Origin of the sequence: Rathayibacter sp. Leaf296 (assembly GCF_001423045.1) — a bacterium.
In the GTDB taxonomy this organism is placed as follows: Bacteria; Actinomycetota; Actinomycetes; order Actinomycetales; family Microbacteriaceae; genus Rathayibacter; species Rathayibacter caricis.
The window spans coordinates 1,109,996-1,132,987 of the sequence record NZ_LMNR01000001.1 but is presented as its reverse complement, the minus strand read 5'-3'; the positions used below and the strand labels follow the sequence as shown (position 1 = coordinate 1,132,987).

Here is a 22,992-nt window from a genome sequence, read left to right as displayed (position 1 = left end):
GAGATGCCACTTCGGTACGCGACACGCCGCGACGGGCGTACCCAAGTGGCATCTCGCGGGAGGGACGTCAGGATTCGCGGGCGTGGGAGTCGAGGAACTCGTAGACCTCGGCGTCGTCGATGCCGGGGAACGTGCCGGAGGGCAGCGGGGCGAGCACGTGGGCGTGCAGTCGAGCGCTCGGCCAGGCGTTGCCGTCCCAGCGGGCGGCGAGATCCGCCGGCGCGCGGCGGCAGCACGACTCGTCGGGGCAGCGCGACTGCTCGCGGCGGTCGGTGTCCCGACCGCGGAAGAAGCGCGCCTCGGCGAACGGAACTCCGACGGTGATCGAGAACTCCTCCGTCGCCGTCGTGCCCGTCTGCGACGCCGACCAGAACGTGCCGGCCGGGGTGTCGACGTACTGGTAGTACTCCGTCGTGCGGTTGGTGCGGCTGAACGCGGACCGGGCCGACCAGTAGCGGCAGACCACCTGCCCCTCGACCGCGCCGGTCACATCCGTCGGCAGGGGAAGATCGTCGTTCTCGTACGCCTTCTGGATCGACCCGTCGCCGAGGACGCGAAGGAAGTGCATCCGGATGTCGAGGTGCGAGGTCAGGAGGTTCGTGAAGCGCAGAGCGGCCGCCTCGTGGGTGACGCCGAAGCCGTCGCGGAAGTCCTCGACCGAGATGTCGCGGCCGCGCTTCGCCTCCTGCAGGAACGCGACCGCCGGTTCGAGCGGCATGAGGCAGGCGGCGGCGAAGTAGTTGATCTCGAGGCGCTGGCGGAGGAAGTCGGCGTAGGTCACCGGGCGTTCGTGCCCGAGCAGCCGGTGCGCCATGGCCTGGAGGGCCAGTGCGCGCAGCCCGTGCCCGCCGGGGATCGAGGCGGGAGGGAGGTAGATCCGGCCGTTGGCCAGGTCGATCACCGACCGGGCGGAGTGGGGCAGATCGCCCACGTGGATGATCTCGAAGCCGAGGTGCCGCGCCATGCGCGAGACCGAGCTGTGCGTCAGCGCTCCCCCGCGGTGCCCGACGGTGCGGAGCATCTCGCCGGCGACGGCCTCGATCTCGGGCAGGTAGGCGTTGCTGTCGCGCAGCTGCAGCCGCTGCGCGGTGTTGGCCCGACGCGCCTCCTCCGGAGTGGCGCTCGCCTCGTTCCTGCGTCGCGCCAGCTCGCGGTAGACGCCGAGGAACGCCTGAAGGACGGGCGTCGTGAGCCCCTTGTTGACCTTGAACTCGGGCAGCCCCAGTGAGCGGTAGAGCGAGCCCTTCTGCACGCGGGCGAGCTCGATCTCGAGCGCGGCGCGCTCGCTCGGCGGCTCGTCCGAGAGCAGGGCGGCGAGCTCGACCCCGAGCGCCGTCGCCAGGCCCTGCATGAGCGAGAGCCTCGGCTCTCGGCGGCCGGTCTCTATGAGCGACAGCTGACTCCCCGAGACGCCCACGCGCTCGGCGAGCTGACCGAGGGTCAGGCCCCGGCGGGTGCGGAAGTGGCGGATGCGCTGCCCGAGCAGCGCGGCGTCGGTCCCGCTGGGGGCGGCGGAGGGGTCTGTCACGTCGAGCTCCTGCGATCGGTTGTGACGTACGGAGAAAAAGGGCCGTTCTTGACGAGGTGCAGCCCGTCAAGACACCCCGATCCTCCTCCATTCTTGCTCCAGGCGCCACACGACGCCCCTCGACGCAGACGACTGATCGAGGCCGACTCCCCACCCGTCGACGACGACATACGAGAAAGCGGAGCGACCATGACCATCTTCACCAACACCGTGCGGCTCGAGCCGAGCACCCTGACCGCGCCCACGGCGACGCCCGCGCAGGTCGTCCCGCCCGCGCCGCTCGCCCTGCGCCGCTGGGTCCGAGAGATGGCCGCGATCCTCGAGCCCGACGCGGTCGAGTGGACCGACGGCTCCCCCGAGGAGTGGTACCGGCTGACCGGTCGCATGGTCGAGGAGGGCAAGCTGATCGCCCTGAACGCGGAGTGGCGCCCCGGATCGTTCCTGGCCCGCACCGATCCCGACGACGTCGCCCGCGTCGAGGACCGCACCTTCATCTGCACCACGGACGAGGCCGATGCGGGCCCGACCAACAACTGGCGCGAGGCGTCGTCGATGAAGGCCGAGATCGCTCCGTACTTCGCGGGCTCGATGCGCGGCCGCACGATGTACGTCGTCCCGTTCTCGATGGGCCCGGTCGGCGGCCCGCTGTCGCAGCTGGGCGTGCAGCTCACCGATTCCGCCTACGCGGTGCTCAACATGCGGATCATGGCGCGCGTCGGCGCCGCTCCGCTCGCCGCCTTCACCGAGGACACCGCCTTCGTGCGCGGCGTGCACTCGGTCGGCTTCCCGCTGCGCGACGCCGACGGCACGACCCGCGAGGACGTCGCCTGGCCCTGCAACGAGACGAAGTACATCACGCAGTTCCCCGAGACCCGCGAGATCTGGTCGTTCGGCTCCGGCTACGGCGGCAACGCGCTGCTCGCCAAGAAGTGCTTCGCTCTGCGCATCGCGTCGGCGATGGGCCGCGAGGAGGGCTGGCTCGCCGAGCACATGCTCCTCATCCGCATCGTCTCGCCCGAGGGCCGCCGCTACCACGTCGCGGCGGCGTTCCCGAGCGCCTGCGGCAAGACGAACCTGGCGATGATGCAGCCGGCCCTCCCCGGCTGGCGCGTCGAGACCCTGGGCGACGACATCACCTGGATGAAGAAGGGCGAGGACGGACGCCTCTGGGCGATGAACCCGGAGACCGGCTTCTTCGGCGTGGCTCCCGGCACCGGGCAGACCTCGAACCCCAACGCCGTGCAGACCCTCTGGGGCAACACGATCTTCACCAACGTCGCACTGCGCGAGGACGGCGACGTGTGGTGGGAGGGGCTCACCGACGATGTGCCCGAGCGCCTGACCGACTGGCGCGGCGAGCCCTGGACGCCCGCCTCGTCGACGCCGGCCGCGCATCCGAACGCCCGCTTCACGGCGCCCGCCCTGCAGTGCCCGTCGCTGTCGGACGACTGGGACGCCTTCGAGGGCGTGCCGCTGGACGCGATCGTCTTCGGCGGCCGCCGCGCCACGAACGTGCCGCTCGTGACGCAGGCCACCTCGTGGCAGCACGGCGTGTTCCTCGGCGCGACCATCGCCTCCGAGAAGACCGCGGCGGCGGAGGGGACCGTCGGCGAGCTGCGCCGCGATCCGTTCGCGATGCTCCCCTTCTGCGGGTACAACATGGCCGACTACTTCGCGCACTGGCTCGCGGTCGGCGAGGACCTCGGCGAGAAGGCACCCGCGATCTTCCAGGTGAACTGGTTCCGCAAGGGCGCCGACGGCTCCTTCCTCTGGCCGGGCTTCGGCGAGAACGCCAGGGTGATCCAGTGGCTGGTGCGCCGGCTCGAGGGAGCCGCCGACGCGCGGCGCAGCCCTCTGGGCGACCTGCCCGTCCAGATCGACACGCACGGGCTGAACCTGTCGGACGCCGTGAAGCGCGAGCTGTTCGCCGTGCCCGTCGAGGCGTGGCTGGACGAGTGCGCGCTGACCGAGGAGTTCTTCGCGAGATTCGGCGACCGGCTCCCCGCCGAGCTCACCGCCGAGCTGGAGGCGCTCCGGTTCCGCCTGCTCGCGCAGGACCTCACCGCGCAGCCCGCGGCCTGACCCGACTCGCAGGCCCCGAGCCTGCACACACTGTGGCCCGCGGGAGGAGCATCCCCCTTCTCGCACCCCCTTCCGCGGGTCCACGTCCTTCAGAACCGCGGATCGCCGCGGAGCAGGAACACTGGAGCACATGACCGACCGCATCACCCTCCGCTTCCTCGCCGCTCCGCAGGACGCCACCGCCGACGGCCGCAGCGCCCAGGCCGGCCGCGTGCTCGAGTGGATCGACAAGGCGGGCTACGCCTGCGCCGTCGGCTGGAGCGGCGGGTACTGCGTCACCGCCTACGTCGGCAACGTGCACTTCACCCGGCCGATCGTCGTGGGCAACCTCATCGAGGCGAGCGCGCAGGTGATCCACACGGGACGCAGCAGCATGCACGTGCTCGTCCGGGTCGGCCAGGCGGATCCGCGCACGGGCGTCTACGAGCCCGCGACGCACTGCCTCCTGATCTTCGTGGCCGTCGACGGCGAGAAGCGGCCGCGCACGGTGCCGGAGTGGCGGCCGCGCTCGATCGAGGACGCCGCGCTCGCCGAGGGCGCCGCGGCCCGCATCGCCGGTCGCCGCGCGCTGCACGAGGTGATGCGGGAGCAGCGGTACACCGATGAGGGCACCGGACCGCGGATCGTCTTCCGCTTCCTCGCGGCCCCCGGTGATGTCAACTGGGGCGGCAACGCGCACGGCGGCATCGTCATGCGCTGGATCGACGAGGCGGCCGACACGGTCGCGCAGCGCTGGAGCGGACGCGACGCCGTCGCGGTCTACTCCGGCGGCATCCACTTCTACCGCCCGGTCCGCATCGGGCACCTCGTGGAGGTGGAGGCACGCCTGATCCACACCGGCGGCCGGAGCATGCACCTCGCGATCCACGTGCGCTCGGGCGACCCGCGCACCGGCGAACTCGAGCTGACGACCCAGTGCATGAGCGTCTTCGTCGTGCCGGGACCGGACGGCACCGCGGAGCCGGTACCGCAGCTCGAGCAGGTGACCGACGAGGACCGCCGACTGGACGCCCACGCCCTCGAGCTGATCCGCCTGCGCGCGGAGCTGCCTCCGCTCCCCCTGGACCTCGCGGCGCTCGCTCCCGTGGAGTGAGGATGCTCGCCGCTAGGGTCGGAGGGTGACCCTCCCGATCCTCGTCGTCAACGGACCGAACCTGAATCTGCTCGGCACGCGCGAGCCCGAGCTGTACGGCTCGGCGACGCTCGCCGACGTCGAGTCGCTCGCGATCGAGCGCGCCGGCGCCCTGGGCCTCGACGTGGAGTTCTTCCAGGCGAACTCGGAGGGCGCGATCATCGACCGCCTCCACGCGGCGCGCGGAACCTGCTCGGGCGTCGTGCTCAACGCGGGCGCCTACACCCACACCTCGATCGCGATCCGCGACGCCGTGCTGGCGACCGAGCTCCCGATGGTCGAGGTGCACATCAGCAACGTGCACCGGCGCGAGGAGTTCCGGCACCGCTCCTGCCTCTCGGACATCGCGGTCGCCGTGATCGTCGGGGCCGGCATCGCGGGGTACGGCTACGCGATCGACGTGCTGCACCGGGGACTCGTAGCCTCGGAGGCATGACGCAGCAGGATCCCGCCCGTTCCTTCGGCCGTGCCGTCGACGCCTACGACCGCGGGCGGCCCGGCTACCCGGACGACGCGGTCGACTGGATCGTGGCGCACGCGCCGACCCGGGCGCCGGGCGCGCGTCTGCCGGAGCGCGCTCGTGCCGCCGGGGCGGACACCCCCGATCGGCTGCGCGCGCTGGACCTCGGCGCGGGGACCGGCAAGTTCACGGCGCCCCTCGTGGCGCGGGGTCTCGACGTCACCGCCGTGGAGCCCGATGGCGCGATGCGCGGGCGGCTGGTGGAGTCGCTGCCCTCGGTGACCGCGCTGCCCGGCACTGCGGAGGAGATCCCGCTCGAGAGCGCGTCGGTCGAGCTCGTGACGATCGCGCAGGCCTGGCACTGGGTCGATCCCGTCCACGCGAGCGAGGAGATCGCGCGGGTGCTCGTGCCGGGCGGAGTCGCGGCTCTCGTCTGGAACATCCGCGACGAGAGCGTGCCGTGGGTGCGCCGTCTCGGCGAGGTGGCCGGCTCCTCCCCCGCGGAGCGCTTCGAGACGCTGCAGCCTCCGCTCGGGCCCGCGCTGGAGCGCCGGGCCTTCGCGGCGTTCGCCTGGACGTTCGAGCTCGACCGGGCAGCGCTGCTCGACATGTTCGCCTCGCGGAGCTACGTGATCGCCCTGCCGGAGGAGGAGCGGGCCGCGGTGCTCGCCGCGGTGTCCGGAGTCGTGGACGGGCTGCCGGGCGACCGCGTCGGGATGCCCTACGCGACGCGGGTCACGCTCGCGGGGCGCGCGGGCTGACGCCGCTCTGCCTGTGCTACGCGACCTCGTTCGGGTCGCCGCCCACGCGGCCGGCCCGCTCGAGGGCCGTGATGGCGTCGCGCTCGTCGTCGGTCAGCTCGAAGCCGAAGACGTCGATGTTCTCGACGATGCGCGCCGTGGTCGACGACTTCGGGAACACGATGTGCTCGCGGTCGAGGTGCCAGCGCAGCACGACCTGTGCGGGAGTCACGTCGTGCGCCTCCGCGGCCCCGGTGATCACGGGCAGCTCCAGCAGAGGGTACTTGCCCTGCCCCAGCGGCCCCCACGCCTCCGTCGCGATGCCGTGCTGCGCGCCGAACGCCGTCACGGTCGGCTGCTGGTGGTACGGGTGCAGCTCGATCTGGTTGACGGCGGGCACCACCTCGGTCTCGGCGAGCAGGCGCTCCAGGTGCGGCACGAGGAAGTTCGAGACGCCGATCGAGCGGGTGCGGCCGGCCGCCTGCAGCTCCTGCATCGCCTCCCAGCTCTCGACGTAGCGGTCCTGCGCGGGGCTGGGCCAGTGGATGAGGTAGAGGTCGACGGAGTCGAGGCCGAGCTTCTCGAGACTGCGGTCGAGGGCTCCCGGCGCGGTGTCGCGGCCCTGGTCGCCGTTCCACAGCTTCGTGGTCACGTAGAGCTCGTCGCGCGCGAGCCCGGAGGAGGCGATCGCACGGCCGACGCCCTCCTCGTTGCCGTAGATCGCGGCCGTGTCGATGTGCCGGTAGCCGGCCTCGAGCGCCTCGGACACGATGCGCTCGGTCTCGTCGGGGTCGACCTTGAAGACGCCGAAGCCGAGCTGCGGGATCGACGTGCCGTCGTTGAGCGTGAGAGTGGGGATGCTGGTCATGCGTCCACTCTGGCGGCGAGGGCCGACATCCGGCACCGGCTTGCGCTCGCAGACGGCTGCGCTCACGGAGGTCCGGGCTCACGGCCGGGGCGAGCGCATCGGGCGACTACCCTCGAAAGGCGCCCGCGCGGGTGCACCGACCGCACGAGGAGCAGTACGTGAGCATCATCGCCGCCGCAGACGGATCCGCCCTGGGCAACCCCGGCCCCGCCGGCTGGGCCTGGTACGTCGACGACGCGCGCTGGGCCGCCGGCGGCTGGTCGCACGGCACGAACAACATCGGCGAGCTGACCGCGGTGCTCGAGCTTCTGCGCTCCACCGCGCACGAGGACGAGCCGCTGCACATCCTCTGCGACAGCCAGTACGCCATCAAGGCGTGCACCGAGTGGCTGCCCGGCTGGAAGCGGAAGGGCTGGCGCAAGGCCGACGGCAAGCCGGTGATGAACGTCGAGATCATCAAGGCCCTCGACGAGGCCCTCCAGGGTCGCGCCGTCACCTTCGAGTGGGTCAAGGGCCATGCGAACCACCGGATGAACGAGGCCGCGGACGTGCGCGCCCGCGCCGCCGCGACGGCGTTCCAGCGCAGGCAGCCCGTCGACGCCGGCCCCGGCTGGCCGAGCGCCGCACCCGCTGCCGCCCCGTCCACGGCGACCGTCGAGGACTCCTCCGCGACCCTGTTCTGAGCATCCGCGTGGAAGCGGCCGTGGTCAGGGCAGGACGAGCATCCCGGTCGCGATCAGCTCCCGCACTCCCGGCAGCACGGAGGCGCTGACCGCCTCCTCCTCGACCTGCAGGATCGACGCCACGGCGGCGATGATCGCCGCGAGCGAGAGCTCGCCGTCGCAGGCCCCGACGACCGCGGCGAGGGCCGTGTCGACGTCCTCGGTGCGCGAGAAGCCGCCGCCCTGGCGCAGCCGCAGCACCGTCGGGTCGTCGTTGCCCGGCCAGTAGTGGCGCTCCTCCGTCACATCGCGCGCGACGACGAGCGACAGCCCGGTCAGCGCGCGGTCGTCGAGGTCGGCGAGCCGCTCGATCGCGTCGAGGCAGTGCGCGAGGTGCCCGCCCAGGCCCGCGGTGGAGAGGGCACCGTCGACCCGCTCGAGGCGGCGGAGCGGGGGCCGCGGACGGGCGGGCAGCCGCAGGGTGACGTAGCCGAACCCGACCCCCGTCACTCCGCGGTGCTCGAAGTCCTCGAGCCAGGCGTCGACCAGAGCGTCGAACTCCGCACCGCGGGTCGTCCCTCCGTCGCGGATCCACGTCTCGGCGTAGACCGCGGGGTCCTGCTGCTCGCGCTCGACGACCCACACGTCGAGCGGCGACGCGGAGCCGTCGATCCAGGCGTCCAGTCCCGCTCGCCCGGGTTCGAGCGCCTGCTCGAGAGGACCCCTCGCATCGGCCAGCCACGTGCGCACCCGATCGAAGGCGTCGGCCGTGGCGCGGTACTCCCAGTTGCCGAGCAGCTGCGCGACCCCGCCCGGAGTCAGGTGCTCGGCCGCGCCGAGCACGACGCGTCGGACGATCTCGTCGCCCTCGAGCCCGCCGTCGCGGTACTCGTACGACGGAACGCCGGCACCGCGCGGAGTGATGACGAACGGCGGATTCGTGACGATGTGATCGAACCGCTCGCCGGCGACCGGCTCGTACAGGCTGCCGTGGCGGAACTCGATCGAGTCGATCCCGTTCAGCTCGGCGTTGAAGGCGGCGATCGCCAGCGCCCGGTGCGAGATGTCGGTGGCCACCACCCGGTCGGCGTGCCGGGAGGCGTGGAGGGCCTGGATGCCGCACCCGGTGCCGAGGTCGAGGACGCTGCCGACCGGGCGCTGGATCATCAACCCGGTCAGGGTCAGACTGGCGCCGCCGACGCCGAGGACGTGGTCCTCGGACAGCGCGCGGCCCAGCGCCAGCTCGCCCAGATCGGAGGCGATCCACCACGACGCGGCGCCGTGCAGGTCGACGAGGTCGTAGGGCCGCAGATCCAGGGCGGCGACGACGACGGCTCCGGCCTCGGCGCGGACGAGCTCGAGGCCGATCGCCCCCTCGAGCCCGAGCGACGCGAACGCGGCCTCGGCCTCTGCGGCCGTCACCGGATCGGCCAGGAGGAAGAGCCGCGCGAGGACGGCGCGCGCCTGCTCCTCGGGCGTCGCGTCGGCGCGGCGCGCGAGCGCTCGGCGCGCGGGCACGCGGTCGCCGCGGTGGAGGGCCTCGGCGGCCGCCTCCCCCCACAGCTCGCGGACGGCGTCGACGCCGTAGCGGGCGCGGAGGAGGTCGTCGCGGAGGCGCGCGATCAGCGCGCGGTCGATCTGGTCGGGAGCCTGCACCGTTCCATCCTCGTGCACGTCTCGAGGCGATCGCGCGCCCGTGGCTACGATCGGAGCATGCCCCTCACCGGAGAATACGAAGCGAGCACGTCCGCCTGGGCCCGCGAGCAGGCCGAGCTCTACGAAGCGACCGGAGGCGCGGAGGGCAACCTCCTCCGCGGCAAGCCGATCATCGTCCTCACCACCGTCGGATCGCGCAGCGGCAAGCTGCGCAAGACCGCGCTCATGCGGGTCGAGCACGACGGCGAGTACGTCGTCGTCGCCTCCAAGGGCGGCGCCCCCGAGCACCCCGTCTGGTACGGCAACATGCTGAAGGAGCCGCACGTCGAGCTCCAGGACGGGCCCGTGAAGAAGGACTACACGGCGCGTGTCCTCGAGGGCGACGAGCGCGCGGTGTGGTGGGAGCGCTCCGTCGCGGCCTGGCCGGACTACGCGGAGTACCAGACGAAGACCGAGCGCGAGATCCCGCTCGTGCTGCTCACGCCCTGGAGCTGACCCGCGATCGGCCGGGCGCGCCTCGGTGCCCCGGCCCCGTCACTCCGGATCGACGCGCGACGCGATGAGGTCGAGCACCTTCGGGTGCGACAGCAGCGCGAAGTGCCCGACGACCGACACGGCGATGTTCTCGTGCGCGCCGACAAGGCGGCTGCCGCCGGGGATGTACTGGTCGCGCATCCCGTAGATCGACGTGATGCGCGCATCGGCGTCGCGCTCGGCGAGCAGGGTCCGGATGACCGGGCGGTGCGGGTCGAACTCGCGGAGCGCTCGCGCCGGGGCGATCCTCGCCAGCGGCGAGCCGGTGAAGGGCGTCGAGACCGTGATCATGCGGTCGATGCGCCGCTCCTGCAGGTCGTCCACCACCATCATGTGCTTGCCGATCAGACCGCCCTTGCTGTGCGCGACCACGACCACGTCGCGCAGGCCGTGCTCGCGCAGGTACTGCTGCCCGAGGGCCGCCGAAGCGACGATCGGACGCGTGTTGTACCCGAGCGCGGGCAGCACGTGGATCGGATGGCCGGCGCCGTTCAGCCGGTCCGCGACGGGCCGGAGGAACTGCCACGTCTCGTAGACGCCCGGGATCAGCAGCACCGGCGGGCGATCACCGTCGGAGTAGTGCGAGACGTCCCAGCCGTCGCGCAGATGCGCGAAGCGCGACCCGTAGGCGTAGCGGTAGTCGCGGAGGTAGGCCCGCCGGAGCGAGACGGAGCGGCGCGCCGTCCCGGATCTACGCGCCGGCATACGCCTGTTCGAGCGCGTGGATGTCGAGCCGGTCCATCGCGAGCATCGCCTGCATGGCGCGGGAGGCGCCCTCGGCGTCGGCTCCGCCGAGGAGATCGCCGAGGACGGACGGGACGATCTGCCACCACAGCCCCCATCGGTCCCGGAGCCACCCGCACCGGCTCTCCTGACCGCCGTCGGCCGTCAGAGCGTCCCAGAGCCGGTCGAGCTCCGCCTGCGACTCCACGGTCACCACGATCGAGACCGCCTCGGTGAAGGGGAAGCGCGGGCCCGCATTGATCGCCTGGAACCGCTGCCCGTCGAGCTCGAACACCACCGAGAGCAGCGCTCCCGGCGACGGCGAGCCCTCGGGCAGCACGCGGCTGTCGAGGATCCGCGAGTTCGGGACGAGCGACGTGTACAATTCCGCCGCCTTCCCCGCCGCGTCGTCGAACCACAGGAAGGTGCTGACCGCGCCCATGGGCGCCTCCTCGTCCTCGTGCCGCGGACGGCGGATCAGAGCGGATTCACTCCGAACGCCGTTGCGAGCTTGTCGATCTTCTTGGCCCGGCCCAGGCGCGGCAGGTCGCTGCCGTCGCGGATCACGCGACCGCGCGCCTCGAAGTCGTCGAGGAAATCGCGCGCCCACGCCACGTCGGACGGGGTGGGGCTGATGACCTCGTTGATGACCGCGAGCTGCTCGGTGTCGAGGCAGAGCTTGCCGGTGAGCCCGAGCGACACGGTCAGAGCCGACTGCTCGCGGAGCACCGGGTGGCTGTTCGAGACGGTCGGACCGTCGATGGGGCCGGGCAGATCCCCGATGCGCGAGGCGACGACGAGGCGCGAGCGCGGGTAGGCCATGGCCAGATCGTCGGCGCTCGTGCCGGTGTCGCGGCGGTAGTCGCCGCTGCCGAACGCGAGGCGGAAGCAGCCGCGGGCACGGGCGATGGAGACCGCCTCCTCGATGCCGAGGGCCGACTCGACGAGGGCGAGCACCGGGGTCGAGCCGCCGAGGCGGTCGAAGGTCTCGGTGACGTGCTCCGCCGCCTCCGTCTTGGCGAGCATGACGCCGGCGAGGCCGGGGAGGCCCTTCAGCGCATCGACGTCGTCCGACCAGAACGGTGTGGAGTGGTCGTTGATGCGGACCCAGGCCTTCTTGTCGCCCTTCAGCCACTCGACGACGTCGGCGCGCGCGGCGGGCTTCGCCTTCGGGTCGACCGCGTCCTCGATGTCGAGGACGATCTGGTCGGCGCGCGACGCGTGCGCGGCGTCGAAGGTCTCGGTGCGCGTGGCGTTGACGAGGAGCCACGAGCGGGCGATCTCGGCGGGCACGTCACGCCCCTTGCGCTTCAGGGGGGCGGGGGCGGTGGTGGTGTCGGGCGACGTCACGTGGTGGTCCTCTCGGTGGCGCGGTCCTCGCTCCGCGGACTCCGCCGCTGGGCGGCGGTGCCGGCTCCAGGGTAGCGGCATCGCGAGTGCGGCCGACGTCGGACGGGCCTCACGCGCGCTCGGCCAGGCCCTTCGCGAAGGCGGCCTGTCCCACGTGCTGGGCGTCGTCGTCGACGACCGAGACCAGGCGGACGCCGAGGGTCACCGGCGGGTCCCACTGGCGGTCGACGACCTCGGCGAGATCCTCGTCCGAGAGGGTGTCGAGGTAGGCGAGCGTCGTCGTGTGCACGGCGTCGTGATACTCCGCGAGCAGGTGCGCGGGAACCGCGGCGAGCGCCGCCACCTCGGACGGCTCCTGCCCGTAGCCGCTCGCTCCCGGCTCGAAGGGCAGAGCGGAGCGACCGTGGAAGTCCTCGGCGGTCCACACCTGCTCGTGACCCGCTAGCGGGGCGAGGTGGTCGTCCTGCACGCGCGTCAGGTGCCAGATCAGCCAGGCGGGCGAGTTGGCCTGCGCGTCGGCACGGAAGCCGAGCTGCTCGGGGGTGATGTCGTCGAGGACCGCGTGCACGTTCTCGTGCACCCGGTCGAAGGCGTCGCGGAGGAGGTCGATGGCTGCGCTCATCGCTCCAGTCTGCGCGGGGGCCCGCCTCCGCCGTCACCCCCTCGCCCCGGGCTCGGAGCAACCCCGGAGGCTGATGCCCGATAGTGGCTCCGTGACTCCCGGAACCCCGTACCTGGCGACGAAGCCGTGGCTGACCTCCTACGCGGAGGGCGTCCCGAGCGAGATCGATCCGCCCACCCAGACCCTCGTCGATCTCCTCGAGGACTCGGTCGCCCGCTACCGCCGCGGCACGGCCCTCGAGTTCTTCGGCGCCGACACCACCTACGCCGAGCTCGGCGAGAAGGTCTCCCGGGCCGCGGAGGGGCTGCGCCGGCTGGGCGTCCGCCCCGGCGACCGCGTCGCACTCGTGCTGCCCAACTGCCCCGAGCACGTGATCGCGTTCTACGCGGTTCTGCGGCTGGGCGCGATCGTGGTCGAGCACAACCCGCTCTACACGCCGCGGGAGCTGCGTCGGCAGTTCGAGGACCACGGCGCGCGCGTCGCGGTGGTCTGGGACAAGGTCGCCGACACGGTCGCGGCGATGCCCGCCGATGTCGGCGGCGAGCGCGTCGTCGCGGTCGACCTGACGGAGTCGTTCCCGCTCGCGAAGCGCCTGGCGCTGCGCCTGCCGCTGCCGAAGGTCCGCGCGGCTCGCGCGAAGCTGACGGGGCGGCCCCGCTCCCGCTCGGTCCTCCCGTTCTCCCGACTCCTCGGCGGCCGCCGGCTCTCGCGCTCGCACCCCCGGCCCTCCCTCGGCGACACGGCACTGCTGCAGTACACCAGCGGCACTACCGGCACGCCGAAGGGAGCGATCCTCTCGCACGCGAATCTGCGCGCGAACGCGATGCAGGGTCGGGCGTGGGTGCCGGGGCTCCGCGAGGGCGACGAGACGTTCTACGCGGTCCTCCCCCTCTTCCACGCCTACGGACTCACTCTCTGCCTGACCTTCGCGATCAGCATCGGGGCGAAGGTCGTGCTGTTCCCGACGTTCGACGTGGGACTCGTGAAGGCGGCCGCGAAGTCCTCGCCGCCCACGTTCCTGCCTGCAGTGCCTCCCGTGTACGACGCACTGGCCCGGGCGTCCGAGCGCGGCGAGCTCGATCTGCGCGGCATCCGCTTCGCCATCTCCGGAGCGATGGGGCTCCCCGTCGCGACCGTCGACCGCTGGGAGCGCGCGAGCCGCGGGCTCCTCGTCGAGGGCTACGGCATGACCGAGAGCTCGCCCGTCGCGATCGGCAACCCGGTGGGGCCGACCCGGCGGCCGGGCACCGTGGGCGTGCCGTTCCCGAGCACCGAGATCCGCCTCGTCGACCCGGCCGACCCGTCCGTCGACCGCGGTCCCGGCGAATCGGGCGAGCTGCTGCTGCGCGGGCCCCAGGTGTTCCAGGGCTACTGGAGGCGCCCCGGCGAGACCGGCGAGACGCTGCTGGCCGACGGGTGGCTCCGCACGGGCGACATCGCGACGGTGTCGGCGGACGGCTTCGTGACGATCGTCGACCGCGCCAAGGAGCTGATCATCACGGGCGGGTTCAACGTGTCGCCGTCCGAGGTCGAGGGCGTTCTCGAGTCGCACCCCGACGTGTCGCGCGCGGCCGTGGTGGGGCTGCCCCGCCCGGACGGCGGCGAGAGCGTCGCAGCCGCCGTGGTGCTCCGGGCGGGCGCGGCCGTGGACCCCGAGGCGCTGCGCGACTTCTGCCGCGTGCACCTCACCGCCTACAAGGTGCCCAAGCGCGTCGTCCCGGTGGACGAGCTGCCGACCTCGCTGATCGGCAAGGTGCTGCGCCGCGAGGTGCGCGAGCGGCTGCTGGCCTGACGGATCCCTGAGGAGGACGACGTGGCGAGGATCGTGCAGTACCGCCGGATCGGCGGGCCCGAAGTGCTCGAGGTCGTCGACGTGCCCGAGCCGGAGGCTCCCGAGGGCGGCCTCGTGGTCGCGATCCGGGCTGCGGGAGTGAATCCGATCGAGTGGAAGATCCGCTCGGGGGTGCGACCGAGCCCGCCTCTCACGGAGCCGCGACGGCTCGGCTCGGACGGCGCCGGAGTTGTGACCGCGATCGGCGCCGGAGTTGACGGCCGGCGCGTCGGGGACGAGGTCGCCGTGCAGGGCGCCTCCGGCACCTACGGCACCTCGGTCGTGGTCCGTCCCGAGAACCTCGACGCGAAGCCCTCGAGCGTCTCGTTCGAGCAGGCGGCCGCGCTCGGCATCCCGATCGGCACCGCCTACCAGGCTGTCGTCTCGCTCGGCGTCGCCGAGGGCTCGACCTTCCTCGTGCACGCAGGGGCCGGGGCGGTCGGGCAGGCCGCCGTGCAGTTCGCCCGGGAGCGGGGCGCCCGCGTGATCGCGACCGCGAGCCCGGCGAACCACGAGCGGCTGCGTGCGCTCGGCTCGGAGCCCGTGGCCTACGGGCCGGGGCTGCTGGCCCGGCTGCGCGAAGCGGCTCCCGACGGCGTCGACCGGGTGCTCGACGCCGCGGGCACCGACGAAGCCGTCGCCGCCTCGCTCGCCCTGGTCGAGGATCCGCAGCACGTGGGCACCGCCGTCGTGGGCGCGCGCGCAGCAAAGCTCGGCATCCGCGCCTGGTCGGGCGGCAATCCTGTGCCGCTGACGTCGGAGGAGCTGGCCCTCCGCCGAGAGGCGATCCCGCACGCCCTCCGGCTGCTCGCCGAGGGCCGCTTCACGGTCGAGCTCGGGCCGCGCTTCGCCCTCGAGGACGTCGTCGAGGCGCACCGGGCGAGCGAGGACGGGCACGTCCGCGGGAAGATCCTCCTGGTGCCCTGACCTGCACCGTCCGCTCTCACCGTCGAGAAGGAGCCCGCCGTGGCCGCAGACGACCTCGTTGCCGTGATCCTCGGGGGTGCGCGCACCCCCTTCGCCCGCTTCGGCGGTGCGTTCGCCACCCTGTCGGCGACGGAGCTCGGTGCTCACGCGGTCCGCGCTGCCCTCGAGAGGTCGGGGGTGGAGGCTCCCGATGTCGACGCGGTGATCCTCGGCCAGGTGATCCAGGCCGGGGCGGGGCAGGGGCCGGCGCGCCAGACGGCGATCCTCGCGGGTCTGGGCTGGGACGTGCCCACCGTGACGATCAACAAGCTCTGCCTCTCGGGTCTCACCGCGGTGATCGACGCGGCCCGGCTCGTCCGGACCGGCGAGGCGACCGTCGTCGTCGCCGGTGGGCAGGAGTCGATGACCCGGACCCCGCACCTGCTCCTCGGCGCCCGCGACGGCATCGGGGTCGGTGCGCAGCCGCTCGAGGACGCGCTGCTGCACGACGGGCTGCTCGACCCGTTCGACCGGCGGATCATGGGACGGGTGACCGACGACGGGAACGCCGAGCGCGGCATCCGGCGGGATCGCCAGGACGCCTACGCCGCCCTCTCGCACCGTCGGGCCGCGGCCGCCCGGGCGACGGGGATCCTCTCGGAGGAGATCGTGCCGGTGGCCGTGCCGCAGCGGCGGGGCGAGGACGTGGTCGTCTCGGAGGACGACGGCATCCGACCGGAGACGAGCGAGGAGATCCTCGCCGGCCTCCGACCCGCCTTCTCCCCGGAGGGGACGATCACCGCCGGCAGCTCCTCCCCCCTCACCGACGGAGCCGCGGCGCTCGTCGTCGCGAGCCGGGGCTGGGCGCGCTCGAAGGGGCTGGCCTGGATCGCCGAGATCGCCGAGCACGGACAGGTCGCCGGCCCCGACAACTCGCTGCACTCGCAGCCGTCCGCGGCGATCCTGCAGGCGCTCTCGCGCCGGGGAGCGGCGGTGGCCGATCTCGACGTGATCGAGATCAACGAGGCGTTCGCGTCGGTGGTGCTGCAGTCGGCGGACGACCTGGGCGTTGCGCCGGAGGCGGTGAACATCGACGGAGGCGCCATCGCGCTCGGTCACCCGGTCGGCGCCTCCGGCGCGCGGCTGGCCCTGCACCTCGCGCTCGCACTGCGGCGACGGGGCGGAGGGCTCGGCGTCGCCGCGCTCTGCGGCGGCGGCGGGCAGGGCGAGGCACTGCTCCTGCGGGTCTGATCGGAGGATCATCGGCCGCGCAGCGCGTCCAGGCCCCGACCGCGCGGAGCGAGAGCGAGTCCGACGAGCGGGATCAGGACCACCAGCGCGACGAGGGCCCCCACGTCGCTCGCCGCCAGCTGGAGCGCGAGCGGCGTCCACGGGAGCAGTACCGTCGCCGCGGCCGCTCCGGTCATCACCCCCAGTCCTGTCAGCACAGCCGTCTCGACGGTCAGGGACAGGAGCAGGCGCCCGCTCGAGAGGCCGAGGCTGCGGTACAGCGCGAGATCGCGGCGTCGCACCAGCCACGACGTCGACGAGCCGGCGACGCAGACGACGGCGCCGAGCGGAGGACCCCACGCCGACAGCCTTCTCGCGAGACGGTCGTCGAGGGCACCGGCGGAGTCGGCGGTCGGCGCGAACGGAGCCGTCGTCGTCTCGTACTCGGCAGGGAACCACGAGAGGGCGACGGCCTCGACGCCCGCCGCCGCCCCGCTCTCGGCCTCGATCAGGCACTCGGCGACGGGACCCGCTGCGGGCTCCGCGATCACGACCGCCCGGTCGACGAAGGGGATCCGCGGCGAGGCTCCCGCCACCTGGTCGAGCGCGATCGACTCGCTCCGCCCGTCGACGAGGAGACCCGAGAGCGTGCTGCGACCGCTGACTCCGGCGCGTGAGCCGAGCAGCGCTCCCGCGACGGCGGAGGTCGGCTCGTCCGGCCGGAGTGCGTCCGCCGGCCAGACCACGTCCGCGTAGCCCGGAGTCGCGCGCACGAGCGTGACGGACGAACCCCCCTCGGAGGGCAGGTCCTCGCTCGCGAGCACACCGCCCGCGGCGACGACGCCGGCGACAGCGCGCAGGGCGTCGCACCGGGCGGCCGGGAGCGGTACGCGGTCCTTCGCGGACACCGTGAGCACCGTGGAGCCGGCGAGCACCTGCTCCCTCGCCTCGGCCTCGAGGGCCCCGACCTCTACCGAGGTCAGCGCGGGCACCAGGAAGCCCGACAGGATCGCCGCGGAGACGGCGAGGACCCCGAGGGCCGGGTGGGCCGCGACGGTGCGCGCCGCCTCCTGGACGACGATCCCGAGCCGGAACCTCCTTCCCGTCATGGCGCACCTCGGGTTCCGGGCGCCCGCCGCGTGTGGAGGGGAACGCCTGCGTCGACCGCCGACTCGATCAGGAGTCCGGAGTCGATCCGCACGACGCGGTCGCAGGAGTCGGCGACGACGAGGTCGTGCGTGGCGACGACGACGGCCGCCCCCGACCTCGCGGCCATCGACAGAGCGACCACCACGAGGGAGCGGGACACCGCGTCGAGTGCCGCGGTGGGCTCGTCGGCCAGGATGAGAGTGCTGCCCGCCGCCATGGCGCGCGCGACGGCGACTCTCTGTCGCTCCCCACCGGAGAGCCGGTGCACCGTCTGATCCGCCAGCGCCTCGACACCGAGTGCCGCCATCGCTCCGAGCGCGTCGGCTTCCGCGGCCCGACGCGGAGCGCCGGCCGAGAGGGCGCCGAGGGCCACGTTGTCGAGAGCCGTGCGCCGGGTGAGCACGGGGGTCGACTGCACGATCCAGGCCGAGTCCGCCCTCGGCACGGTCCGCACCGCGCCGCTGGACGGGCGCAGGTCGCCTGCCACCACGCCCAGCAGAGTCGACTTGCCCGCACCGGAGGGTCCGACGAGTGCGACCGTCTGCCCCGCGTCGATGGCCAGGGAGACGTCGCGCAGGATCGTCCGGCCGCCGAGGACGACACCGACGTCGACGAGGGTCACGAGCACGGCGGCCCTCCCGTCGCGCTGGAGACGAGCACCTCGTCGCCGTCGACGAGCGGCCCCGAGACGGTGCTGCGACCGAGTGCGCTGGACGCCACGGCGACCGCGATGCGCTCGCTCGGTCCGTCGGAGCGGCGGACGAGGCAGGACGCCCCCGTCCCGTCGATACCGACGGCGGCACCTGGGACGATCCAGGTCCCGGGCACGGGTTCGGCGACCAGGACCGCGTCGATCCTGGAGCGTGCGGGGTCGATCATCCCGTCCAGGGCGTCCCAGCCGCTCGCCTCCACACCGAGGCGGTCCGGCGCGAGCGGCAACTCGCGTCCGCCGACCTCCAGCCTCTCGCCCTCGGCCGCGGTGACGGCGACCTGCACCGTGCCCTCGTCGCCCTCGCCCGCCTCGGAGGTGCCCGCCGCGTCGAGCAGGGCGCTCGACACACGCGGACGACTCGTGGCGATCACCTCCCCCGCCCCTGGTGCGGTCGCTCCGACGTGGAGCGCCGACGCGGCGACGCGGACGTCGGGCAGCGGCAGGAAGACGACCCAGGCGGGGTCGAACGACTCCACCGTGCCGGACTGCGGAACGCCCAGCTCCTTCGCCAGCGACCGCACGGAGGCCAGCGTCCGAGCCGTGAACTCGTCGGAGTCGGGAGCGGCCAGCCCGCGCCGGGACAGCAGAGCGTTGAGCGACGCCACGTCGGAGCCCTCGTCGTCCCGGTGCAGCTCCCGGCCGAACGGACGCTCGGAGGCGACCGCGATCCGGTCGATGCCGCCCACGGTCGCCAGGACGTCCCCCTCGTGGAGGACCGCGCCGGCCTCGACGTCCGTCGCTTCGACGAGCCCGCTCCAGGCCGGGGCGTAGAGCTCGACCACTGGTGCTCGTCCGACGACGACTCCGATCGTCCGTCGCGTCGGGACCGTGCTCGCCTGCACCGGAGCCCAGACGTCGACCGCCGGGGCGAGCGAGGCGGACCGAGTGGATTCGGTGAGCTTCAGGTACCCGGCGACGGGCAGCGCGACCCAGACGAGCAGCCCCAGCACGAGGAGGGCGCGGAGGACCGCGCGACCGGCGCCGATCAGCGGCCCCCGCACCACTCCCCGTGCCATCTCAGTACCCCACCGACAGCGAGGTCATCTCGGGGTAGAGGCGTGCCGCCTCGTCGAGGACGCAGGCCGTCACTTCGTCGTCCTCGCCCTCTCCGGCCGAGTCGATGAAGTCCGCGACAGCGGTCTCCTCCCCCGAGACCGGGAGCCCCTTCTCCGTCAGGCAGTCCGCGGTCGCCTGCGCCAGTGGCGGATCCATGACCTGCGGCTGCGACAGCTCGTAGGCCTGAGCGACGCTCGTCGAGTACGCGGCGTGGCACTCGTCGATGTCCGCGAGGGCGGCCGACTGCTCCCGCGTGCCGATGTCCGTCGTCGACTCGTACCGCACGCTGTCCACCGGGCTGACCTGCGGACCCTCGACGGTGAACCCCTTCGCGGCGAGGCAGTCGGCGTAGAGCACGAACGAGGCGTCGTACTCCTCGAACGTCACGAGACCGTCCTCGAGGAACGCGGCCTGCTCCTCGTGGCCCGCTTCGCGCTCCTGATCCGCGAGTGCCTCGATCTGCGCAGACGACAACGGCTCGTGGGAGGCGGACCCGTTCTCGGGCGCGCCCGAGCAGCCCGCGAGCACGAGCATCAGGAGGGCGCCCGCACCCGCGAGCGCAGGGACCGAGAGCCTCATCAGGTGTTCCGGACGTAGCCGCCGTTGATGGAGTGGTTGCCGTAGACGGTCGCCGACGCCGGCTTCGCGATCGTCACGGTGACCGAGGCCCAGTTGTACTGCCAGGTGCTCACCGCCGAGCCGGCGATGGCACGAGCTCCCGCGGACTTGTTGCCCCAGCAGTAGCCGTCGAACGAGGTGAACGCGACCGCGCGGCCACTGCTGGCGTAGCTCCGGTAGGCGTAGTTGCCCGCGTTGCAGCCCTGTGCCGGGGTGACCCGCGTCTGCCCCGAGCCGGCGGCGTCGGCCGGTGCGGCGACGATCCCGGTGAGCAGGGCGGCGACGACCGCTCCCGTGGCTGCGATCCGTCGTGTGCGTAGGGACATGGTGCTCCTCCTCCGTGCGGAACCGCCGATCGGTTCCCACGGAATGAGGATATGTCGGAATACCACCTTCGTATGCGTTCCGGCGCGCGGCGAGGTGCAGCAGGAGCGGAGATCGACCCTGTGGAGGACCGGCTCGGGCATCGCCGTCGTTGCGCCACCCGCTCGGTCGCAGCCCTGTCAGCACCCCCGGCTACGCTCGCGGCATGAGCATCCTCAGCCCCGACGGCCTCGAGTTCGTGACCGAGCGCCACCTGGCCACCCTCTCCACCCCCGGCCGCGGTGGACGCCTGCACGTCGTCGCCGTCGGATTCACCTACGAGGACGGCGTCGTGCGCGTGATCACCTCGCGCGAGAGCCAGAAGGTGCTGAACGTGCGTCGCGGAGGCACCGCCACCGTCGGTCAGGTCGACGGCATCCGCTGGCTCAGCCTCGGCGGCCCCGCCTCGATCGAGGAGGAGCCCGACGCGGTCGCGCACGCCGTCGACCTCTACTCGCGCCGCTACCGCGTGCCCCGCGAGAACCCCCTCCGGGTCGCGATCCGCATCGACGTCGACTTCGCACTCGGCTCCTCGGGCCTGCGAGCCGGGTAGCGCGCGTGCGCTCGACCGACGCGCTGCGGGCCGACGGCACCCTCTCGTCGCTGCGCACCCATCGCTACGTCCGCGTCTCGCTCTGCGCGGCCGTCCTGCTGCTCGGGGTCGCAGTGCTGTGGCACATCTTTACCGTCGGCCCCCTCCGCTCGATCAGCGCCGCGTACTACACGCCCGTCCGGTCCGTCTTCGTCGGCGCCCTGTTCGCGGTCGCGGTGGGCCTCGTCGTGCTCGCCGGGCGGAGTCTGCGGCGGTACCTCCTGCTGCTCGGCGGCATGACCGCGCCCCTGATCGCGCTGGTCCCCGTGCCGCTGCGGTCCGACGAGCTGGTGCGACTGACCGGCGCGGGCTGCCCGGAGGGCGTCGTCCGGTGCCTGCCGCCGGGTGCGACCGACGAGATCGCCGCCGGCATGCTCGCCTACCTGGTCGTGGGCGGCGCGGTCCTCGTCGCCTCCACGGTGTTCCTCGCCCTCGATCGCGCACTCGACCGCGGCGCCCTCGTGAAGGTGGCGATCGCCGCCGCCCTCCTGGCCGCGCTGGCGGTGAGTTCCGCGACACCCGCGTTCGGCGCCGTCGCCCACTACGGCGCCGCCGCGGTCTTCTTCCTGCTGATGGCGGCCGTGGCCGGTGTGCACGCGTACGCGGTGCGGTCGGAGGGGGTTCGCGGCCCGGGCACGTCGCGGGGCTACTCGATCGCCTACGGACTGCTCGCGGCACTCCTCGCCGCGACCGATCTCGCCCTGGTCGCGCTGGTCGCGAGCGGCAGCGGAGAGGCGCTGCTCGGCGAGCAGTGGCTCCTGCTGGTCGAGGCCGCGGCACTCGCCCTCTTCACCGCGTTCTGGGTACTCCAGACGGTCGAGAACTGGGACGACCCGGACCCGTCCCTCCGCTGACCGGCTCCTACCGAAGCCCCGGAGACACAGGAGGCCCGCCCATTCGAGGGGGCCTGACCCTCGCGAACACAGAATGCCCGCTCACCGAGCGGGCCTGACCTTCATAAACACAGAAGGCCCGCTCTCTCGAGCGGGCCTGACCTTCATAAACACAGAAGGCCCGCTCTCTCGAGCGGGCCTTCTGCAGTACCGGTGGATCCGAGGGGATTCGAACCCCTGACCTCTTCATTGCGAACGAAGCGCGCTACCAACTGCGCCACGGACCCGTGCCTTTCGAGCCGTCACCGGCCCGAACAACTCGTCCACACTAGCACGCCGTGAAGCCGGCTCCGAATCGACGAACGGAGCCGTCAGGCTCCCCGTCGGCGCTGCAGAGCGCGGTCGAGGTCGATCGCGTCGACGCCGTCCACGACGCCCATCGACGCGAAGCGCGAGGTGGGGCGAGGGGCCTCCGGAACCGGCGCGGGGGCGGCGGCGCGGGGGGTGCGGATCGGGGCGACCTCGGGAGCGGCGGCGGCGGCGCGCTGCGCGAGCTCCGCCTCCGCTGCAGCCGCGCGCAGCCGCTCGACGGCGTCGATCGACGCCATGGCGCTCGCGGCCACGGTGCCGCGCGAGAGGTACAGCGGCTTGGGCAGCGGCTTCGGCGTCCAGCTCGGCGCCTCCTCCGCGACGGCCGACTCCGCCTCCGCGGGCGCGTCCTGCGCGAGCTCGGCCTCGAAGACCTCGGCGGGGCGACGCGAGACGGGGACCGACGTCGACACCTCCGCGGCGGGAGCCGCCGCACGACGGCGTCCAGGGGCCAGCACCAGCAGCGTCGCGACTCCCGCGACGAGGAGCAGCGCTCCGAGCCAGGGCACCACAGCAGTGCCGCCGAACGGCAGCATCACGAGCCCGACCAGACCGGCGACAACTCCGACCAGGACCGCCGCCGCCGCACCCTGACGCCAGCGCAGCACACCCGGCTGCGTGCGAGTGCTCTGCTCCGTGGTCGCGGATGCCCGTCGCAGCGCCTCGCGCGCCGCCTTCTCCGCCTGTGCCAGCTCCATCGCCTGTGCCTTCTCTTCGGCTCGTCGTCGTGTCTCGGTGGCCCGGAGGGTGCGCTGCTGCAGCGCGACCTCGCGGGCCGTCGCCTCCGCACGCACGTGCTCGGGCACCTCCGCGGTCTCGGCGAGGATCCGCAGCGTCTGCTGCAGCCTCACCGCGTTGCGCTCGGTCGCGTTGTACGACCGTCGGCGCATCCACGTGGGGATCAGGTAGGCGACCCACAGAACGGCGGCGAGCGCCCAGACGACGCCCCCACCCAGCCAGTCGCTACTCATGCGAC

The 22,992-nt window shown here is 73.1% G+C and carries 24 protein-coding genes and 1 tRNA gene; 11 read left to right on the top strand and 14 right to left on the bottom strand.

Annotation, left to right across the window (positions count from 1 at the left end):
* Positions 1–67: 67 nt before the first annotated feature.
* A complete protein-coding gene (locus tag ASF46_RS05280; protein WP_056866673.1) occupies positions 68–1,528 on the bottom strand; it encodes a helix-turn-helix domain-containing protein in 1,461 nt (486 codons plus the stop codon).
* A 189-nt stretch (positions 1,529–1,717) separates the two neighbouring features.
* Here ASF46_RS05280 and ASF46_RS05275 point away from each other — a divergent pair, with 189 nt between their 5' ends.
* From ASF46_RS05275 to ASF46_RS05260, 4 genes are all read left to right on the top strand, one after another.
* Entirely contained in the window at positions 1,718–3,610 is a 1,893-nt protein-coding gene (locus tag ASF46_RS05275; protein WP_082485260.1) for a phosphoenolpyruvate carboxykinase (GTP), read from the top strand.
* 130 nt (positions 3,611–3,740) lie between these two features.
* Positions 3,741–4,703: an acyl-CoA thioesterase gene (locus tag ASF46_RS05270; RefSeq protein WP_056866672.1), complete on the top strand. Its 963-nt coding sequence runs from the start codon at positions 3,741–3,743 to the stop codon at positions 4,701–4,703.
* Positions 4,704–4,728: 25 nt separating this feature from the next.
* The gene (gene aroQ / locus ASF46_RS05265; protein ID WP_056866671.1) at positions 4,729–5,178 is read left to right on the top strand and encodes a type II 3-dehydroquinate dehydratase; all 450 of its coding nucleotides are present in this window, start codon (positions 4,729–4,731) and stop codon (positions 5,176–5,178) included.
* Positions 5,175–5,963, top strand: a complete 789-nt coding sequence (locus ASF46_RS05260; RefSeq protein ID WP_056866670.1) for a class I SAM-dependent methyltransferase — start codon at positions 5,175–5,177, stop codon at positions 5,961–5,963. The genes aroQ and ASF46_RS05260 overlap by 4 nt, the downstream gene beginning before the upstream one ends.
* Positions 5,964–5,979: 16 nt before the next feature.
* On the opposite strand, the gene ASF46_RS05255 is transcribed toward ASF46_RS05260, so the two are convergent.
* Positions 5,980–6,810 (bottom strand): aldo/keto reductase, encoded by an 831-nt coding sequence (locus ASF46_RS05255; protein WP_056866669.1) that lies wholly within the window; start codon positions 6,808–6,810, stop codon positions 5,980–5,982.
* A 158-nt stretch (positions 6,811–6,968) separates the two neighbouring features.
* Here ASF46_RS05255 and ASF46_RS05250 point away from each other — a divergent pair, with 158 nt between their 5' ends.
* Positions 6,969–7,493, top strand: a complete 525-nt coding sequence (locus tag ASF46_RS05250; RefSeq protein ID WP_056866668.1) for a ribonuclease H family protein — start codon at positions 6,969–6,971, stop codon at positions 7,491–7,493.
* Positions 7,494–7,517: 24 nt separating this feature from the next.
* Here the strand turns inward: ASF46_RS05250 and ASF46_RS05245 are convergent, their stop codons facing one another.
* Complete coding sequence (locus ASF46_RS05245) at positions 7,518–9,128, bottom strand: methyltransferase (protein ID WP_056866667.1); 1,611 nt, start codon at positions 9,126–9,128, stop codon at positions 7,518–7,520.
* Positions 9,129–9,185: 57 nt separating this feature from the next.
* On the opposite strand from ASF46_RS05245, the gene ASF46_RS05240 reads away from it, so the two are divergent.
* Complete coding sequence (locus ASF46_RS05240; protein WP_056867450.1) at positions 9,186–9,623, top strand: nitroreductase family deazaflavin-dependent oxidoreductase; 438 nt, start codon at positions 9,186–9,188, stop codon at positions 9,621–9,623.
* Between the two features lie 39 nt (positions 9,624–9,662).
* Here the strand turns inward: ASF46_RS05240 and ASF46_RS05235 are convergent, their stop codons facing one another.
* From ASF46_RS05235 to ASF46_RS05220, 4 genes are all read right to left on the bottom strand, one after another.
* The gene (locus ASF46_RS05235; RefSeq protein WP_056866666.1) at positions 9,663–10,367 is read right to left on the bottom strand and encodes an esterase/lipase family protein; all 705 of its coding nucleotides are present in this window, start codon (positions 10,365–10,367) and stop codon (positions 9,663–9,665) included.
* Positions 10,354–10,827 (bottom strand): VOC family protein, encoded by a 474-nt coding sequence (locus tag ASF46_RS05230; RefSeq protein WP_056866665.1) that lies wholly within the window; start codon positions 10,825–10,827, stop codon positions 10,354–10,356. Before ASF46_RS05230 ends, ASF46_RS05235 begins: the two co-directional genes overlap by 14 nt.
* 35 nt (positions 10,828–10,862) lie before the next feature.
* A complete protein-coding gene (locus tag ASF46_RS05225) occupies positions 10,863–11,735 on the bottom strand; it encodes an HpcH/HpaI aldolase/citrate lyase family protein (RefSeq protein WP_235576854.1) in 873 nt (290 codons plus the stop codon).
* A 109-nt stretch (positions 11,736–11,844) separates the two neighbouring features.
* Complete coding sequence (locus ASF46_RS05220) at positions 11,845–12,357, bottom strand: mycothiol transferase (RefSeq protein WP_056866664.1); 513 nt, start codon at positions 12,355–12,357, stop codon at positions 11,845–11,847.
* Between the two features lie 73 nt (positions 12,358–12,430).
* Between ASF46_RS05220 and ASF46_RS05215 the strand changes: the two genes are divergently transcribed.
* The 3 genes from ASF46_RS05215 to ASF46_RS05205 are packed head-to-tail and all read left to right on the top strand — an operon-like array spanning position 12,431 to position 16,345.
* On the top strand, positions 12,431–14,149 hold the full coding sequence (locus ASF46_RS05215) for a long-chain-fatty-acid--CoA ligase (protein ID WP_056866663.1): 1,719 nt from the start codon (positions 12,431–12,433) through the stop codon (positions 14,147–14,149).
* Between the two features lie 21 nt (positions 14,150–14,170).
* Positions 14,171–15,115, top strand: a complete 945-nt coding sequence (locus tag ASF46_RS05210) for an NADP-dependent oxidoreductase (protein WP_056866662.1) — start codon at positions 14,171–14,173, stop codon at positions 15,113–15,115.
* A 39-nt stretch (positions 15,116–15,154) separates the two neighbouring features.
* The gene (locus ASF46_RS05205; protein WP_056866661.1) at positions 15,155–16,345 is read left to right on the top strand and encodes an acetyl-CoA C-acyltransferase; all 1,191 of its coding nucleotides are present in this window, start codon (positions 15,155–15,157) and stop codon (positions 16,343–16,345) included.
* Between the two features lie 8 nt (positions 16,346–16,353).
* Here ASF46_RS05205 and ASF46_RS05200 read toward each other — a convergent pair whose 3' ends face one another.
* From ASF46_RS05200 to ASF46_RS05180, 5 genes are read right to left on the bottom strand one after another with little or no spacing between them, the layout of a single operon-like run.
* Complete coding sequence (locus ASF46_RS05200) at positions 16,354–17,433, bottom strand: hypothetical protein (RefSeq protein WP_056866660.1); 1,080 nt, start codon at positions 17,431–17,433, stop codon at positions 16,354–16,356.
* Positions 17,430–18,095, bottom strand: a complete 666-nt coding sequence (locus ASF46_RS05195) for an ATP-binding cassette domain-containing protein (RefSeq protein ID WP_162240162.1) — start codon at positions 18,093–18,095, stop codon at positions 17,430–17,432. Before ASF46_RS05195 ends, ASF46_RS05200 begins: the two co-directional genes overlap by 4 nt.
* Entirely contained in the window at positions 18,092–19,201 is a 1,110-nt protein-coding gene (locus ASF46_RS19110; RefSeq protein WP_056866658.1) for a hypothetical protein, read from the bottom strand. The genes ASF46_RS05195 and ASF46_RS19110 overlap by 4 nt, the downstream gene beginning before the upstream one ends.
* A gap of 1 nt (position 19,202) precedes the next feature.
* On the bottom strand, positions 19,203–19,820 hold the full coding sequence (locus ASF46_RS05185; RefSeq protein ID WP_056866657.1) for a hypothetical protein: 618 nt from the start codon (positions 19,818–19,820) through the stop codon (positions 19,203–19,205).
* A complete protein-coding gene (locus ASF46_RS05180) occupies positions 19,820–20,185 on the bottom strand; it encodes a hypothetical protein (RefSeq protein ID WP_055787911.1) in 366 nt (121 codons plus the stop codon). Before ASF46_RS05180 ends, ASF46_RS05185 begins: the two co-directional genes overlap by 1 nt.
* A gap of 203 nt (positions 20,186–20,388) precedes the next feature.
* Here ASF46_RS05180 and ASF46_RS05175 point away from each other — a divergent pair, with 203 nt between their 5' ends.
* Both ASF46_RS05175 and ASF46_RS05170 read left to right on the top strand, forming a co-directional pair.
* On the top strand, positions 20,389–20,775 hold the full coding sequence (locus ASF46_RS05175) for a pyridoxamine 5'-phosphate oxidase family protein (RefSeq protein WP_056867448.1): 387 nt from the start codon (positions 20,389–20,391) through the stop codon (positions 20,773–20,775).
* Between the two features lie 5 nt (positions 20,776–20,780).
* A complete protein-coding gene (locus ASF46_RS05170) occupies positions 20,781–21,668 on the top strand; it encodes a hypothetical protein (RefSeq protein ID WP_056866656.1) in 888 nt (295 codons plus the stop codon).
* Between the two features lie 193 nt (positions 21,669–21,861).
* Here ASF46_RS05170 and ASF46_RS05165 read toward each other — a convergent pair.
* Positions 21,862–21,934 (bottom strand) — tRNA-Ala (locus ASF46_RS05165).
* Between the two features lie 84 nt (positions 21,935–22,018).
* Complete coding sequence (locus ASF46_RS05160; RefSeq protein ID WP_056866655.1) at positions 22,019–22,987, bottom strand: hypothetical protein; 969 nt, start codon at positions 22,985–22,987, stop codon at positions 22,019–22,021.
* Positions 22,988–22,992: the final 5 nt, after the last annotated feature.

Excerpts from the sequence above, each read along its gene's own strand:
- ASF46_RS05275 (WP_082485260.1), top strand. The coding sequence starts at position 1,718 with ATGACCATCTTCACCAACACCGTGCGGCTCGAGCCGAGCACCCTGACC.
- ASF46_RS05270 (WP_056866672.1), top strand. The coding sequence starts at position 3,741 with ATGACCGACCGCATCACCCTCCGCTTCCTCGCCGCTCCGCAGGACGCC.
- ASF46_RS05260 (WP_056866670.1), top strand. The coding sequence starts at position 5,175 with ATGACGCAGCAGGATCCCGCCCGTTCCTTCGGCCGTGCCGTCGACGCC.
- ASF46_RS05255 (WP_056866669.1), bottom strand. The coding sequence starts at position 6,810 with ATGACCAGCATCCCCACTCTCACGCTCAACGACGGCACGTCGATCCCG.
- ASF46_RS05240 (WP_056867450.1), top strand. The coding sequence starts at position 9,186 with ATGCCCCTCACCGGAGAATACGAAGCGAGCACGTCCGCCTGGGCCCGC.
- ASF46_RS05235 (WP_056866666.1), bottom strand. The coding sequence starts at position 10,367 with ATGCCGGCGCGTAGATCCGGGACGGCGCGCCGCTCCGTCTCGCTCCGG.
- ASF46_RS05230 (WP_056866665.1), bottom strand. The coding sequence starts at position 10,827 with ATGGGCGCGGTCAGCACCTTCCTGTGGTTCGACGACGCGGCGGGGAAG.
- ASF46_RS05220 (WP_056866664.1), bottom strand. The coding sequence starts at position 12,357 with ATGAGCGCAGCCATCGACCTCCTCCGCGACGCCTTCGACCGGGTGCAC.
- ASF46_RS05215 (WP_056866663.1), top strand. The coding sequence starts at position 12,431 with ATGCCCGATAGTGGCTCCGTGACTCCCGGAACCCCGTACCTGGCGACG.
- ASF46_RS05200 (WP_056866660.1), bottom strand. The coding sequence starts at position 17,433 with ATGACGGGAAGGAGGTTCCGGCTCGGGATCGTCGTCCAGGAGGCGGCG.
- ASF46_RS19110 (WP_056866658.1), bottom strand. The coding sequence starts at position 19,201 with ATGGCACGGGGAGTGGTGCGGGGGCCGCTGATCGGCGCCGGTCGCGCG.
- ASF46_RS05185 (WP_056866657.1), bottom strand. The coding sequence starts at position 19,820 with ATGAGGCTCTCGGTCCCTGCGCTCGCGGGTGCGGGCGCCCTCCTGATG.
- ASF46_RS05180 (WP_055787911.1), bottom strand. The coding sequence starts at position 20,185 with ATGTCCCTACGCACACGACGGATCGCAGCCACGGGAGCGGTCGTCGCC.
- ASF46_RS05175 (WP_056867448.1), top strand. The coding sequence starts at position 20,389 with ATGAGCATCCTCAGCCCCGACGGCCTCGAGTTCGTGACCGAGCGCCAC.
- ASF46_RS05160 (WP_056866655.1), bottom strand. The coding sequence starts at position 22,987 with ATGAGTAGCGACTGGCTGGGTGGGGGCGTCGTCTGGGCGCTCGCCGCC.